Source organism: Bacillus sp. 22483 (genome assembly GCF_052044605.1).
GTDB lineage: Bacteria > Bacillota > Bacilli > Bacillales > Bacillaceae > Bacillus > Bacillus altitudinis.
Genome location: NZ_JBQENU010000002.1, coordinates 447,179 through 460,839, shown reverse-complemented (window position 1 = coordinate 460,839; position 13,661 = coordinate 447,179). Strand labels below are relative to the sequence as shown.

Sequence of the window (13,661 nt, the reverse complement as noted above, 5' to 3'; positions counted from 1 at the left end):
TGCAAAGGTTTTCTATCACGCTGAAAAGAAGACAAAGGGCTAAAATAAAGTTCATTTTAGCCCTTTGTCAACAATCTGGAGCACATCTCTTGCGATGTGCTTTTCTTTTTCTAAAAAAATGTAGATATGGGATCACATTTTTCTTTACAATGAGAAGAGGACAAAAATGAAAAGGGGTTCTGTGATTGGATATTGTATGGGGGTATGTACTCGTTTTTATATTGGCTGCTTTACCTTTCTTTGAAGTGGTTGGTGTCGTTCCGCTGGGGATTTTAAGTGGTCTGCATCCTGTGACAACGGCAGTTATTGGATTCGTCGGCAACTTTCTTACCGTCTTGCTACTCATCGTCTTCGTGGACCGATTTAAAGCGTGGTGGCTGAAGAGGAAAGAGGAGAAACATGATGAAAAAGGAGAGAAAAAACAGCTGAAAGCCAGAAAGGTTTGGGAACGGTACGGTCTCCCTGGTTTGGCACTTATCGGTCCTTTTATTATTGGCAGTCATTTAGCGGCTTTTATGTGTATGAGCTTCGGGACGAAAAGAAAACAAGTCACTGTGTGGATGACGGTCAGTTTAATCATGTGGACCGCATTAGCTGCTAGTTTAACGGGTGCGGGGTTCCATTACTTTGCCCCAGATTCAAATGGGTTGTTCGGAGATATTTTTAGCAAGTAAGCAGGGGGGATAACAAATGACACATCAAACACGGATCGTGCTTGAAACAGAGCGCCTCAGACTGAGAACAATGGATGAAGACGATGCGCCTTTTTTATATGAAAAGCTGTTCCAAGATGAAGAGGTCATGAAGTATTATCCTTCACTAAAGGATGAAAAGCAGACAAAAGAGTGGATTGCTTGGAATCAAAAGAATGACCGCACATTTCATACATCCCTGTGGATCATTGAAGAAAAAGAAACGAAGGAACCACTTGGTCAAAGCGGAATTGTTCTCCAAAACGTCGAAGGACAAACAGAGCTTGAAATTGGCTATATGCTAAAGAGATCGGCATGGGGAAAAGGATATGCTGTTGAGGCTGCAAAAGGCTGTCTTGCGTATGGTTTTGACGAAATGAAGGTGAGGCGAATGGTCAGCTTAATTCGCCCTGACAATGAAGCGTCAGTCAAGGTAGCAATGAAAATGGGGATGAAAAAAGAAAAAACCATTTCAAAATGGGATCAAATGATTGATGTTTACAGTGTTACTCGTGACGGAAAAAGCGGCTCGCTTGAATCATAAGGAGAGCCGCTTTTTCTTTTATAGACGCTGTTCTAACTGAAGTAAATATTTCTTTCGTTCGATTCCCCCGCCATATCCGCCAAGTTCACCGCTTGTTTGAATGACTCGGTGACAAGGAATGATGATGGCCAACTGATTGGCACCATTTGCATTTCCAACTGCCCGAACCAAATGGGGATCGCCAAGCATGATGGCAAGATCTCGATACGATCTCGTTTCGCCTGGCGGAATCTGTAATAGAAGATCCCATACCCTTTTCTGAAAAGGGGTGCCATGTATAGCAAGTGGCACAGTAAACTGCGTGAGTTTCTTTTCAAAATATAAGGCCAATTCCTTTGCTAACTGCTGATGGACGTTTGTTTCTCCAACTAAAAGACGGGCATGATGTTTTTTTCTGATGTTCTCAATTTCTCTTTCTAATCCTCGCCTGTCCATAAATTCAAGCAAATACACATGGGTTGCATCTGAAATGCTCATCATCCGCCCAATCGGAGTAGAAATAAAATTCGCATGCAAAATATTGACTTGCGCCTTTTTGGGTGGATTCCCCATGATTTTCGTAAAGGCATCATTGAAGGCACTGGAAGACTCGTAACCGAAGGTGACTTGCTGATCAATGACTTTTTTTCCGTTCAGAATCTCTTTAAACGCTAGCCCCATTCGGCGTGATCTAGCATATTGAACAAAGGTCATTCCATAGATTTCTTTGAATTTTCTCCGAGCTGTTGCAGAGTGAATCCCTAATTGGCGAAAATCTTCTTCTTTCCACCGTTTCTCAGGACTCTCTTCAACTGCTGATACAAGTGTTTTGACTTCTTCTGGAATGCTGTTAGGATATGTTAAAGGCGTGCATCGCTTACACGGCCGATACCCTGCAAGCAGTGCCTCCTCTGCTGTAAAGAAAAACTCGCAGTTCTCATATTTTGGTTTTCTAGCAGTGCACGTGGCATGGCAGAAGATGCCGGTTGTTTTAATACCAGCAAAAAACGTGCCGTCATATTGCGGATTCTTATCAACAAGTGCTTGATAAAATTCGTGTTTTTGTTCGTCGGTCATCATCATTTGATCCACCTCTTGTTTTATTATATCAGTGATGTGGTCGTTCCTCTTTCTAACATTTAGTATACTTCGCTTTCATCCACTTTCTTTCGAAAAATGAACAAGTATATTTGAAGGGGAAAAGCAAAGTGGTAGACCGGCATATCAGGGTGTGATACACTTTTTCATACAGAATCGGCTCTACGCTAGATCTGCTTATCATGAATTGGTTTTCTAGGGTTCCGTGCGGGCAGCGCAGTCTGGACCGAGAGAAAACACATAGGGTCTAGACAATAGACCGTATGGACACGGAGGGATAAAAGCCCGGGAGATTTGATCAAACGATCGATTTCCGGGCTTTTTTTATTGCTTGGAATCGGTAAGAAAGGAAGAGATCGAATGAAATGGGGAAATGTTTTGATTGCAGCCGTATTTGAAGTCGGCTGGGTGATGGGGTTGAAATATGCTGGCTCTATATTGGAATGGAGTGCAACCATCGTTTGTATTGTTGTCAGCTTTTATTTACTCCTGAAAGCCACGACTGTACTTCCAGTTGGCACACTTTACGCCGTTTTCACCGGACTTGGAACAGCCGGTACGGTCATAGTAGGGATGGTCATGGGTGAGCCGGTACAGCTAGTAAAAATACTTTTGATCATGGTGCTTTTAAGCGGTGTATTAGGACTCAAATTGACCACAGGTGAAAAGAAAGGGGAGGCTGAATCGTGAGCTGGCTTTTACTCATTGGGGCAGGCATCTTAGAAATGCTTTGTGTCACCATGATGAATCAATTCCAGAAAGATCGCCATGTCAAATGGATTTTCTTCATAGCAGCTGGATTTTCGCTATCCTTTTTGATGCTGTCTCTTGCGATGAATACAATTCCGATGGGAACGGCGTATGCGATTTGGACAGGAATCGGAGCAGCTGGAGGAGCGATTGTTGGGATGATGTTTTATGGTGAGTCGAAAGACGCAAAACGTATTTTCTTTATCGCACTCATTTTATCAGCAGCGGTCGGGTTAAAAATCATTGAATAAGAAAAGGCTGGCAAACATGTGCCAGCCTTTTTGCTACATCGAATGATGATTGGAATCGTTTTCATTTTTGCGGTAAAGCTGACTCACAAGCAGAAAACATACACCAAATGTAAGTAAAGGAATGAGTCTTTCTCCGGTCATAAATAGATAAATGCCCGTGATTAGACATACGATGCCGAGCCAAAAGCTCACTTTACCAAACAAAGTCATGTTTTTCATCTCCATCACTCCTTTTGTGATAAAAGGTCTATTCATATTATATCACGCCAGGTGCAGAATTGAATGAATATTCAATAAAAAACACGACGCTTAATTGCTTTTTCTCTTTCCAGTCCAGTATAATATTTCATTAGAATGAAAAATGTAAATGAGGTCATAAGACATGAGAACATTGATTACAGAGAAACTTGAATTGCACAGACAAAAGCATGAGCAAAAAGGAAGGCTTTTAGTCAGCTGCCCGGATCAGCCTGGTATTGTGTCAGCTGTTTCTACTTTTTTATTTGAACATGGAGCAAACATCATTGAATCTAGTCAATACACAACAGATCATGAGAGTGGCCGGTTCTTTTTAAGAATTGAATTTGATTGGAAAGACATTTCTGCCAACTTAGATCAATTGAAAAGCAGTTTTGAGCCAATTGCGCAATCATTTCACATGACATGGAGCATGTCACGTGCAAGTGATCTGAAAAAGCTGGCGATCTTTGTGTCCAAAGAGCTTCATTGTTTACATGAACTTTTATGGGAATGGCAAAGCGGTAATTTAATGGCTGAAATAGCGGTTGTCATCAGCAATCATGAAACGGCAAAAGATACAGTCGAAGCACTCGGCATTCCATTCCACTTCGTGAAAGCAAATAAAGACATTCGCCAAGATGCAGAAAAACAACAGCTTGCATTATTAGAAGAATATGATATTGATGCGGTTGTGCTTGCTAGATACATGCAAATTTTGACGCCAGCCTTTATCGAACAGCACCCGAACAAAATCATTAATATTCATCATTCCTTCCTGCCGGCTTTTATAGGGGCTAACCCTTACAAGCGTGCATATGAGCGAGGGGTTAAACTGATTGGGGCGACTTCTCATTACGTGACAAATGATTTAGACGAAGGGCCAATCATTGAACAGGATATTGAGCGGGTAGATCATAGAGATGATGCAGAGGCATTAAAAAATATTGGCCGCACGATTGAGCGCAGCGTGCTTGCCCGAGCTGTCAAATGGCATCTGGAAGATCGAATCATTGTTCATGAGAATAAAACGATTGTGTTTAATTGACCGCTTGACTTTTCTGAAGCAATTGGTGATAATATAAAAAAATTAACGAGCGTTGAGAAGGAATAGTAAGCAGGACCTGCTGTGTAAAAGAGAGCAAATGACATGCTGAAACATTTGCCGCAGACAGCTGCTGAACCTACCCTTTGAGCCTTAGAGGAAAAATCTAAGCGCATGCCTGGCGTTACAGGAGTTGAGTGGAATAAGCAGACGTATGCTTATTCAATGAAGGTGGTACCACGGAAAATCCCTTTTTCGTCCTTTACATAAGGAGAAAAAGGGATTTTTTATGTGGTGAAAGGTATAGCGGAGGGAATCAATGATGAAAAAGCAAAGGATCGTCATAAAAATTGGTAGCAGTTCATTAACAGAGCAAAAGGGAGCCATTGATGAACAAAAAATGCAGGATCATGTCAAAGCCATTGCAAAGCTAAAAGAGGCAGGACATGAAATCATTCTCATTTCGTCAGGAGCCGTTGCGGCGGGATTTGGCAGTTTAGGATATCCGTCAAGACCTGTGACCTTAAAAGGGAAGCAGGCTGCTGCTGCTGTTGGTCAAGGCTTGTTAATGCAGAAATATACAGAACTATTTTCACAGTTTCAGATGACGCCTGCACAAATGCTTTTAACACGTAATGACTTTTCAGATCGTACAAGATATCGAAATGCTTACGCAACGATGATGGAACTGCTCGAAAGAAAAATTTTACCGATCATTAATGAAAATGATTCTGTGTCCATCGAGGAGCTTACCTTTGGTGATAATGACATGTTATCAGCACTGGTCAGTGGCTTAATTCATGCAGACCAATTGATCATTTTAACAGATATCAACGGAATTTATGATGCCAATCCAAGTGAGAATCCTGATGCGAAGCGGTTTGATGTGCTGACTCACATTTCAGATGAATTGTTCTCATATGCGAAGAGTACGGGTTCAAAGGTTGGAACAGGCGGGATGAAATCTAAGCTTTCAGCTGCACAAACAGCTCTCTCCCTTGGCGTTAAAATCTTCATTGGCACAGGTACAGGGGAAGACAAGCTTCTTCACATTCTCGATGGTCAAGGGGACGGCACATATATTGGTGAACAAGACTTATCATCAGTCAATAACCGTCGCCAATGGATTCAATTCCACTCACCAGTCTCTGGAAAGATCATGATTGATGCGGGGGCAGAGGCGGCGATTTTGCATAATGGAAGGAGTCTTCTTCCAGCTGGTGTCATTGATGTAGCTGGTGAATTTTCTAAAGGAGAGGTCGTCGAAGTTGTTGGTCCAAACGGATTAGTCGGTAAAGGACAAACATTGTATGATTCAGATGAGCTTCTTGGCATTAAAGGGATGCGAAGTCATGAGCTTTCTTATGAAAAACCTGAAGTCATTCACCGAGATCACTGGGTTCAGCACGTACAAAACTGAGGAGGGAAAACGATGAATGAAGTTCTAGAAAAAGCAAAAAAGGCAAGCGCAGCCAAAGATCAGCTGCTATTAAAAACAACTGAACAAAAGAATGCTGCATTAGACGCTATTGCAAAAGCATTAAAAGCATCTTCAGCGTATTTAATTGCCGAGAACCAAAAAGATGTTCAGGCGGCTATAGACAAAGAGTTCACGCCATCTGTGATCGACAGAATTACATTAACAGAAGAGAGAATTGAAGCGATTGCAGACGCTACGCATCAACTCATTCAGCTCAAAGACCCAATTGGTGAAACATTAGAGACCATTCAAAAAGAAAACGGGCTTTTCATTGAAAAAGTACGTGTGCCTCTTGGAACGGTTGGGATGATTTACGAAGCAAGACCAAACGTGACAGTCGATGCGGCCACTCTTTGCTTGAAAACTGGAAATGCTGTGATTCTACGAGGAAGTTCATCGGCCATTCATAGTAATAAAGCGATTGTGAAAGTCATTCATGAAGCGCTGCAACCATCGGATATTCCCGTAGACAGTGTACAATTGATTGAAGATACAGGCCGTGAGACGGCTAAAACCCTGTTCACTTTAAATGACTATCTAGATGTCCTTATTCCACGCGGCGGGAAACATTTAATTGATCTTGTTGTGAGAGAGTCTACTGTTCCAGTACTTGAGACGGGTGCAGGGAATTGTCATATTTACATTGATGAAACAGCCCAAAAAGAAATGGCTGAACAAATTGTTCTGAATGCGAAAACACAAAGACCATCTGTTTGTAATGCCATTGAGAGCATTGTCATTCATGAAACATGGGCAAAAGAACATGGCGCTTCGCTTTTTGAAGCACTTCAGACACATGGTGTAGAAATACGGGGCGATGAAGCAGTATGTGCACTTGCACCTAGTGCCACATTAGCGACGACCACTGATTTTGAAACGGAATTTTTAGCGCCGATTGTCAGTATTAAAACCGTAAAGACCATGGAAGAGGCGATACAGCATATTCAAATGTATAGCTCTAAGCATTCTGAAGCGATCATTACGGAAAACGAGCAGCATGCGGCACTTTTCTTAACAGCCGTTGACGCTGCCGCTGTGTATCATAATGCATCTACCCGGTTTACAGATGGCTTTGAATTTGGCTATGGAGCGGAAATCGGCATTAGCACACAAAAATTGCATGCTAGAGGACCAATGGGTCTGCCAGCCCTAACCTCTGAAAAATTTGTCATTCGTGGTCAAGGACAAATAAGAGAATAACCCATCCAAAAAGAGAGTCTTATCGCACAAGGCTCTCTTTTTCCTTTCATTTTTGTATTTCTTCGGTCAAGTATGATAAAATATGGTAATGTTTTATATTTTGAGAAGATTGGAGAAGGCAACGTATGGCGAAAATCATTCCCTCTTCGGATATTGGAGTGAAAATCAACAAGTGGTATGAATTAATCCGCAGATTTGATTCAGAACAAGCAGAACAGTTAAAGCAGGAAATTCGCACCTCTCTTGATTCAATGGAAGAAGATCAGAATTTGCTTCTCTATTTTTCTTTAATGGAATTCAGGCATGAGGTCATGCTCGATTATTTAAAGCCATTAAAGGAAGGAAAGCTTCGCGCCAACTTTTCCGAGCTTTCGAAAGAAATAGATGAGCATCAAACGCATGTCACAGGCATGCTTGAATATTACTATCATTTCTTCAGAGGCATGTATGAGTTCGGCCGGAGAGAGTACATTGCTGCCATATCGTCCTATCAAAAGGCAGAGCACAAGCTTTCTTTTGTATCCGACGATATTGAACGTGCAGAATTTCATTTTAAAATGTCAGAAATATATTATCACATGAAACAAACACACATTTCGATGCACCATGCCAAACTAGCGCTGGATGTCTATATTCAGCACGAACTATATGCGCTTCGTACCATTCAGTGTGAATTTATTGTAGCCGGTAATTATGATGATATGAGAAGGCATGAAAAGGCATTGCCACATCTCGAAAGAGCACTTGCAAGATCAAGAGACTTTCAGAATGTGCGTTTTATTGCTTCTTCTTTGTTTAATATGGGCAACAGCTATTACAGAATGGGAGACTTGAACCGCGCACTCGACTTAATGAAAGAATCCATCTCATTATTTGATCAAAACCAATCTGATCATCTTCGTCGATCGATAGACCCTCTTTATACAGCCGCTCAGATCTTATACAAACAAGGTAAAAACGATGAAGCATTATATTACAGAGAAGAATGTATGAAACGAGCAGAAGCTCTGCAGGATGACATTCATATTCAGAAGACCATTTTTTTAGAAGCATTGTACTTACGACAAGATGCAGAGCATATTAAACGGATTTTCCATTTTTTAGAATCTTCCTATGCATATCCAGATATAGAAGAGCTGGCTTTAGACACCGCAAAGTATTATAATGAAATGGAGGATTATGAAAAATCTTCCATGTTCTATGGGGAAGCGGAACATGCTCGTATCTATATTCAGAGAGGGGATTGTTTATATGAATTTTAAAAAATGGGCAGTCGTCTGTACAAGCATCACGATCTTGGCATTATGGATCACATCACCTAATGCCGACCCCGATAACAGAAACCATACGCTAGAAAAACCGAATCCGCAGCATATCACGATCTGAAAAGCCCTTTTTAAAGGGCTTTTTTTATTGACCGCTTCAATCATCGTAGGTTGCACATTCATAAAAATAAAAAATGGAGGAAAGATGAAAGTGAGTGTTTTCCATTGACTCTTGAATTTAGATTGTGTACAATTAAATTGTAGAAAATATTAATAGAGCGAAAGAGGGTTATATTCATGTCAGAAGTTTTATTTACTGCAACGGTATCAGCTGTAGGAGGAAGAGAAGGTAAGGTTGTGTCAACAGATGGTGTACTAGAGCATGATGTAGCAATGCCAGGAACGCCAAGAGCGAAAAAGCTTGAGAAAGCAACGAATCCAGAGCAATTATTCGCAGCGGGTTATTCTGCATGTTTTGATTCAGCCCTTCAAATGGTCGCAAGACAAGAGCGTATCCGTTTTGAAAGTGAAGTAACGGCACATGTAAGCTTAATCAAAGACAGTTCAGACGGCGGTTTCAAACTAGGTGTTAAATTAGAAGTAAAAGGAACTGGAATTGAGCAATCTGCACTTGATGAACTTGTTCATAAAGCACACGGCGTTTGCCCATACTCAAAAGCAACGCAAGGAAACATTGAAGTAGAATTAGTAGCTGTCGCTCAATAATAGACATCAAAAAAAAGGCTGAGAGAATATTCCCTCAGCCTTTTGATTGTGTTAATTTTTGCAGAAGCTCATGTAAAGAAGCGCGAAGTGTTTTCAGCTCTTCTTCTGATCTGCCTGTTCCAGACAGCATTTGAAATGGAATCGAAGTGGCCTTCTCTTGTAAAGCTTCTCCGTATTCTGTTAAACGAATTTGGACCGAACGCTCATCCTCTTTCGAACGTTCACGGATGATGAGTCCATTTTGTTCCATTCGTTTTAGCATAGGTGTGAGTGTACCGGAGTCTAAATATAAAAGCTCTCCCATTGTTTTCACATTTAATGTCCCATGCTCCCATAACAAAAGCAGTGCCAAATATTGCGGGTATGTGATATTTAACTCTTCTAATAATGGTTTATATTGCTTCGTCATTTCTCTTGAACTTGCATATAACAAGAAACAAAGCTGATTTTCCAGCTTCATATGTTCAAATTCATTTGTCATATCTGTCACCAACTATTTTTTGTCATACTTATCATTGTATAAGATTTTCTTCCTTTTTAAAATAAATACAGATTAAAAATGAAAAATTCTTCAATGTGCCATAAATGTTTGAGCAACGAATAGAACGTGAAAGGTATAAGTAGAAGAAGGAGGAGATCAAGATGAAACCATTATTTACTGCAAAAGTAAAAGCACAGCACGGAAGAGCAGGACATGTTCGTTCTGATGATGGTGTGCTTGACCACAACATTGTGATGCCAAACGCAAAGAAAGATGGAGAAACTGGTACGAATCCTGAACAATTATTTGCAGCGGGTTATGCGGCCTGCTTCGGAGGGGCGCTTGAACAAGTCGCCAAGAAGCAAGGTGTCGAAATTGAATCAGAAGTAGAAGGACATGTCAGTCTATTAAAAGATGAAAGTGATGGCGGTTTTAAACTTGGCGTGAAGCTGATTGTTTCCGCTAAAGGGCTTGATCATGACAAAGCGAAAGAGCTTGTTGAGGCTGCACATGAATTCTGTCCATATTCAAAAGCAACAAGAGGAAACATCGAAGTAGAGCTCGAAGTGGCGGACTAATGAAAAGAAAAAAGGGCTAAAATTTAGCCCTTTCTCAAGCATCTACTGACACCTGCTGTGGAGCAGGTGTCTTTTTTTAATATTCTTTCTTTTTGTCGTATGTGTCCCATGCTTCAAATGGAGCAAGGGTTTTTTGAAGGGTCAGCTGGTAAAATGGAATGTTTCTTGATTCGTATTCTTTGTTGATTTCTTCATAAATAAAGGAGTCATCAAAACCAGAAGTCGCTGCATCCTTGTGTCCAGCGGCAAAATATACGGCCTTTGGTCTAGCCCAATAGATAGCACCAAGACACATTGGACAAGGCTCACAGCTTGTATACAAAATACAGTCTTCTAATTGGTATGTATGTAGTGTTTGGCACGCCTTTCGAATAGCTGTCACTTCTGCATGTGCAGTTGGATCATTACTCGTTGTGACATTGTTGCTTCCCTCTGCAATAATCTGACCGTCTTTGACAATGACCGCTCCAAAAGGGCCGCCTGTGCCACTATTTACTCCTTCTACTGCAAGATCAATTGCGCGTTGTAAAAAAGCTTCGTGATTCATTGTCTTCCTCCCTTTGTTCGACTGACTTCTCTAGTATAAACGAATCATGATAGAAAAGGAATCATTGTAGGAGGAGATTGAACAGGACAATTTGCGCATAAAAAACCCCTGCCAAATGTTCAGCAGGGGAAGAGTGAGTCCATTATGCGTGCTGCGCTAGCTTTTTACGAGCGACTTCAGCAGCTGTCACCATGTTTTTCAAAGCAGCAATGGTTTCAGGTTCTTGTCTTGTTTTCAGTCCACAGTCAGGGTTGACCCAGAAGCGATCTGTCGGACATACGTTCAGTGCATCATCAATGATTTTACTCATTTCTTCAACAGATGGAACGCGCGGGCTGTGAATGTCATACACCCCAAGTCCAAGGCCTTTCAAATACGGGTGTTTTTCTAAATAATCGAGGAACCCGCCATGGCTGCGTGAATGTTCAATCGTAATCACGTCTGCATCAAGGTCTTCAATCGTATCAACAATATCCTCGAAGTTACTGTAGCACATATGTGTATGAATTTGCGTTTCATTTTGAACAGACGATGTCGATAGACGGAATGACTCTGCTGCCCAGTTTAAGTATGCTGCCCAATCACTCTCTTTTAAAGGAAGACCTTCTCTTAGCGCAGGTTCATCCACTTGAATCACTTGAATACCCGCTGCTTCTAACGCTTCTACCTCTTTACGTAAAGCAAAAGCGATTTGGAAGGCAATGTCTTTACGAGAGATATCTGTTCTTGGGAAAGACCAGTTTAAGATCGTGACAGGCCCTGTCAGCATTCCTTTGACTTTTTTCTCCGTTAAGCTTTGAGCGTAAACCGTTTCTTTCACTGTCATTGGCTCTGTAAATTCTACATCTCCATAAATGATCGGCGGCTTCACGCAGCGTGACCCATAAGATTGAACCCAAGCGAATTTTGTAAAGGCAAATCCAGCGAGTTTTTCACCGAAGTATTCAACCATGTCTGTACGTTCAAATTCTCCATGAACGAGTACATCTAGGCCAATCTCTTCTTGAATATCAATCCATCTTTTTGTTTCTTTTTTAATAAATTCATCATACTCTGCATCTGTCCACTCATTTTTGCGCCATTTTTGACGAGCACTGCGCACCTCAGCTGACTGAGGGAAGCTTCCGATTGTTGTGGTTGGAAGAAGCGGCAGTTCAAGAGATTCATTTTGAATGCGTAGTCGTTCTTCAAAAGCAACTGGACGTTTAAAATCTTTTGATGAAAGATTGTTGCGCTCTGCTGTCAGGTCCGCATTCGTTCCTTTCGCGAATTCTTTTAACGTCAGAAGTGCTTCATTTGCTGCATGGATGTCTGCATCAATGGCAGCCGCTCCTTTTGATAAGCCTTCTTTTAATAGCGTTAATTCAGCCAGTTTTTCAGTGGCATAAGAAAGTCCGTTTAATAGTTTATCTTCAAGCTGTTCGCTCGGATGTTTTGCAACTGGTACATGTAGCAGGCTGCTTGAAGGTTGCAGCCATACTTCTTTCGGCTGCACGTCAGCAATCACTTCAGAAATAAACGATAATCTTTCTCCTAGATCTGATCTCCAAATATTTCTGCCGTCGATGATACCGGCTGCTAAAATTTTATCTTTTGGGAAGCCGTGTTTTTTCAATTGTTCAAGGTTTCGTCCTTGATCATGGACAAACTCAAGACCGATGGCTTCAACAGGATACGTCACAAGCTCTTCATAGGCATCTACTGAGTCAAAGTATGTTTGAAGGAGAACGTTTAAGGCAGGTACAGCTTCTTTAATCGTTTGATAGATGGCTTTTACTGCTTTCACGTCTTCACTTGAAGCTGTGACTAAAGCAGGCTCATCAATTTGAACCCATTTTACACCGGCTTCTTCAAGCTCTTTTAACAACTGAGTATAAAGCGGCACTAGGCGTTGCTGAATCTCTTTTACTTCATTTGGTTCATAGCCTTTAGAAAGAGAAACAAATGTATAAAGACCAAGAACGACAGGTTTTGTTTCAACACCAAACGCTTTTTTCACCTTTTCGTATGCTTCAAGCGGTTTGTTATGTGTGAGTTTGAATTCTGTGCTTTTTTCGTATTCTGGAACGATGTAGTGATAGTTTGTATTAAACCATTTTGTCATTTCACTTGAGACAGCATCTTTTGTTCCTCTTGCCATCGCAAAGTATGTATCTAGCGGGTCTTTCAAGCTGCGGAAGCGCTCTGGAATCCAATTGAACATAACGGCAGTATCCAGCACGTGATCGTAGAAGGTGAAGTCCCCAGAAGGAACAACGTCAATTTGTTGATCAATTTGAGTTTTAATAGCGGCTAAAAATTGTTCATCGAGTGTGCTTAAGAGGGTTTCTCGGTCAGTTTGACCTTTCCAATAAGACTCAAGTGCTTTTTTCCATTCTCTGTTTAAACCAATTCGCGGAAAACCTAGATTACTTGTTTTAACAATTGTCAATTCCAATTCCTCCTCTAAATATAAAAAGACACTCACACTCATGGTCAAGATTGATGAGGGCAAATGTCTGGTTTAAAAAGACAAAATGTGTGTGCGAAAGAAGGCGTAAGTATCAATGACGAACGCTTTTCCGACATCTCCTATCAACCGTAGGGGGTTTGATGTGATAGAGCGGCTGGTATCCTGGCTAGTGAATCTGCAAGCTTTTCATCCTTCCCATCCTCACGACAGTGGATTATTAACGAAAAGCTCTCCTCACTTACAGTGGCGGGACCGCGCCGGATTTTCACCGGTCTTCCCAATTAAAATTCGACGTGTGATCGAATTACCGACTCTCAAACTATGAATTTATTGTGT

At 41.3% G+C, this 13,661-nt stretch carries 16 protein-coding genes, 2 riboswitches and 1 other annotated feature; of the genes, 11 read left to right on the top strand and 5 right to left on the bottom strand.

Annotation, left to right across the window (positions count from 1 at the left end):
• The first annotated feature begins 185 nt into the window (after window positions 1–185).
• The gene (locus tag ACTJJQ_RS05315; RefSeq protein WP_007498817.1) at window positions 186–674 is read left to right on the top strand and encodes a small multi-drug export protein; all 489 of its coding nucleotides are present in this window, start codon (window positions 186–188) and stop codon (window positions 672–674) included.
• 16 nt (window positions 675–690) lie between these two features.
• Complete coding sequence (locus ACTJJQ_RS05310) at window positions 691–1,236, top strand: GNAT family N-acetyltransferase (RefSeq protein ID WP_041507405.1); 546 nt, start codon at window positions 691–693, stop codon at window positions 1,234–1,236.
• Between the two features lie 18 nt (window positions 1,237–1,254).
• Here the strand turns inward: ACTJJQ_RS05310 and ACTJJQ_RS05305 are convergent, their stop codons facing one another.
• Entirely contained in the window at window positions 1,255–2,298 is a 1,044-nt protein-coding gene (locus tag ACTJJQ_RS05305; RefSeq protein WP_217967296.1) for a bifunctional transcriptional activator/DNA repair enzyme AdaA, read from the bottom strand.
• Between the two features lie 199 nt (window positions 2,299–2,497).
• A riboswitch (guanidine-I (ykkC/yxkD leader) is annotated at window positions 2,498–2,607 on the top strand.
• 66 nt (window positions 2,608–2,673) lie between these two features.
• Here ACTJJQ_RS05305 and ACTJJQ_RS05300 point away from each other — a divergent pair.
• Together ACTJJQ_RS05300 and ACTJJQ_RS05295 are read left to right on the top strand one after the other, a co-directional pair.
• On the top strand, window positions 2,674–3,003 hold the full coding sequence (locus ACTJJQ_RS05300) for a DMT family transporter (protein ID WP_212361541.1): 330 nt from the start codon (window positions 2,674–2,676) through the stop codon (window positions 3,001–3,003).
• Window positions 3,000–3,314 (top strand): DMT family transporter, encoded by a 315-nt coding sequence (locus ACTJJQ_RS05295; protein WP_025207223.1) that lies wholly within the window; start codon window positions 3,000–3,002, stop codon window positions 3,312–3,314. Before ACTJJQ_RS05300 ends, ACTJJQ_RS05295 begins: the two co-directional genes overlap by 4 nt.
• A 33-nt stretch (window positions 3,315–3,347) precedes the next feature.
• Here the strand turns inward: ACTJJQ_RS05295 and ACTJJQ_RS05290 are convergent, their stop codons facing one another.
• Window positions 3,348–3,533 carry a hypothetical protein gene (locus tag ACTJJQ_RS05290; protein ID WP_017359125.1) on the bottom strand — a complete coding sequence of 62 codons (186 nt, stop codon included), beginning with the start codon at window positions 3,531–3,533 and terminating at the stop codon, window positions 3,348–3,350.
• Window positions 3,534–3,696: 163 nt separating this feature from the next.
• On the opposite strand from ACTJJQ_RS05290, the gene purU reads away from it, so the two are divergent.
• The 6 genes from purU to ACTJJQ_RS05260 all read left to right on the top strand — a co-directional run bounded on the left by purU (window position 3,697) and on the right by ACTJJQ_RS05260 (window position 9,267).
• A complete protein-coding gene (gene purU / locus ACTJJQ_RS05285; protein WP_007498809.1) occupies window positions 3,697–4,599 on the top strand; it encodes a formyltetrahydrofolate deformylase in 903 nt (300 codons plus the stop codon).
• Window positions 4,600–4,642: 43 nt separating this feature from the next.
• Window positions 4,643–4,862: a binding site (T-box leader), on the top strand.
• A gap of 56 nt (window positions 4,863–4,918) precedes the next feature.
• Window positions 4,919–6,016 carry a glutamate 5-kinase gene (proB, locus tag ACTJJQ_RS05280; protein ID WP_217967995.1) on the top strand — a complete coding sequence of 366 codons (1,098 nt, stop codon included), beginning with the start codon at window positions 4,919–4,921 and terminating at the stop codon, window positions 6,014–6,016.
• A gap of 12 nt (window positions 6,017–6,028) precedes the next feature.
• The gene (locus tag ACTJJQ_RS05275) at window positions 6,029–7,276 is read left to right on the top strand and encodes a glutamate-5-semialdehyde dehydrogenase (protein WP_217967295.1); all 1,248 of its coding nucleotides are present in this window, start codon (window positions 6,029–6,031) and stop codon (window positions 7,274–7,276) included.
• A 125-nt stretch (window positions 7,277–7,401) separates the two neighbouring features.
• On the top strand, window positions 7,402–8,538 hold the full coding sequence (locus tag ACTJJQ_RS05270; protein ID WP_024719625.1) for a Rap family tetratricopeptide repeat protein: 1,137 nt from the start codon (window positions 7,402–7,404) through the stop codon (window positions 8,536–8,538).
• Window positions 8,528–8,662 carry a hypothetical protein gene (locus tag ACTJJQ_RS05265; RefSeq protein WP_008346190.1) on the top strand — a complete coding sequence of 45 codons (135 nt, stop codon included), beginning with the start codon at window positions 8,528–8,530 and terminating at the stop codon, window positions 8,660–8,662. The genes ACTJJQ_RS05270 and ACTJJQ_RS05265 overlap by 11 nt, the downstream gene beginning before the upstream one ends.
• 176 nt (window positions 8,663–8,838) lie before the next feature.
• Window positions 8,839–9,267: an organic hydroperoxide resistance protein gene (locus tag ACTJJQ_RS05260; protein ID WP_007498801.1), complete on the top strand. Its 429-nt coding sequence runs from the start codon at window positions 8,839–8,841 to the stop codon at window positions 9,265–9,267.
• A 34-nt stretch (window positions 9,268–9,301) separates the two neighbouring features.
• On the opposite strand, the gene ACTJJQ_RS05255 is transcribed toward ACTJJQ_RS05260, so the two are convergent.
• The gene (locus ACTJJQ_RS05255) at window positions 9,302–9,748 is read right to left on the bottom strand and encodes a MarR family winged helix-turn-helix transcriptional regulator (protein WP_008346188.1); all 447 of its coding nucleotides are present in this window, start codon (window positions 9,746–9,748) and stop codon (window positions 9,302–9,304) included.
• Window positions 9,749–9,909: 161 nt separating this feature from the next.
• Between ACTJJQ_RS05255 and ACTJJQ_RS05250 the strand changes: the two genes are divergently transcribed.
• Window positions 9,910–10,326, top strand: coding sequence for an organic hydroperoxide resistance protein (locus ACTJJQ_RS05250; protein ID WP_039170286.1), 417 nt, complete (start codon window positions 9,910–9,912; stop codon window positions 10,324–10,326).
• Window positions 10,327–10,402: 76 nt separating this feature from the next.
• On the opposite strand, the gene ACTJJQ_RS05245 is transcribed toward ACTJJQ_RS05250, so the two are convergent.
• Complete coding sequence (locus ACTJJQ_RS05245) at window positions 10,403–10,873, bottom strand: nucleoside deaminase (RefSeq protein ID WP_008346184.1); 471 nt, start codon at window positions 10,871–10,873, stop codon at window positions 10,403–10,405.
• A gap of 142 nt (window positions 10,874–11,015) precedes the next feature.
• Window positions 11,016–13,304 carry a 5-methyltetrahydropteroyltriglutamate--homocysteine S-methyltransferase gene (metE, locus tag ACTJJQ_RS05240; RefSeq protein WP_342467968.1) on the bottom strand — a complete coding sequence of 763 codons (2,289 nt, stop codon included), beginning with the start codon at window positions 13,302–13,304 and terminating at the stop codon, window positions 11,016–11,018.
• Window positions 13,305–13,460: 156 nt separating this feature from the next.
• A riboswitch (cobalamin riboswitch) is annotated at window positions 13,461–13,653 on the bottom strand.
• Window positions 13,654–13,661: the final 8 nt, after the last annotated feature.

What these genes read in the sequence shown, in the direction of transcription:
- ACTJJQ_RS05310 (WP_041507405.1), top strand. Translation starts at nt 691, where the DNA reads ATGACACATCAAACACGGATCGTGCTTGAAACAGAGCGCCTCAGACTG.
- ACTJJQ_RS05305 (WP_217967296.1), bottom strand. Translation starts at nt 2,298, where the DNA reads ATGATGATGACCGACGAACAAAAACACGAATTTTATCAAGCACTTGTT.
- ACTJJQ_RS05300 (WP_212361541.1), top strand. Translation starts at nt 2,674, where the DNA reads ATGAAATGGGGAAATGTTTTGATTGCAGCCGTATTTGAAGTCGGCTGG.
- ACTJJQ_RS05290 (WP_017359125.1), bottom strand. Translation starts at nt 3,533, where the DNA reads ATGAAAAACATGACTTTGTTTGGTAAAGTGAGCTTTTGGCTCGGCATC.
- purU (WP_007498809.1), top strand. Translation starts at nt 3,697, where the DNA reads ATGAGAACATTGATTACAGAGAAACTTGAATTGCACAGACAAAAGCAT.
- proB (WP_217967995.1), top strand. Translation starts at nt 4,919, where the DNA reads ATGAAAAAGCAAAGGATCGTCATAAAAATTGGTAGCAGTTCATTAACA.
- ACTJJQ_RS05275 (WP_217967295.1), top strand. Translation starts at nt 6,029, where the DNA reads ATGAATGAAGTTCTAGAAAAAGCAAAAAAGGCAAGCGCAGCCAAAGAT.
- ACTJJQ_RS05270 (WP_024719625.1), top strand. Translation starts at nt 7,402, where the DNA reads ATGGCGAAAATCATTCCCTCTTCGGATATTGGAGTGAAAATCAACAAG.
- ACTJJQ_RS05265 (WP_008346190.1), top strand. Translation starts at nt 8,528, where the DNA reads ATGAATTTTAAAAAATGGGCAGTCGTCTGTACAAGCATCACGATCTTG.
- ACTJJQ_RS05260 (WP_007498801.1), top strand. Translation starts at nt 8,839, where the DNA reads ATGTCAGAAGTTTTATTTACTGCAACGGTATCAGCTGTAGGAGGAAGA.
- ACTJJQ_RS05255 (WP_008346188.1), bottom strand. Translation starts at nt 9,748, where the DNA reads ATGACAAATGAATTTGAACATATGAAGCTGGAAAATCAGCTTTGTTTC.
- ACTJJQ_RS05250 (WP_039170286.1), top strand. Translation starts at nt 9,910, where the DNA reads ATGAAACCATTATTTACTGCAAAAGTAAAAGCACAGCACGGAAGAGCA.
- ACTJJQ_RS05245 (WP_008346184.1), bottom strand. Translation starts at nt 10,873, where the DNA reads ATGAATCACGAAGCTTTTTTACAACGCGCAATTGATCTTGCAGTAGAA.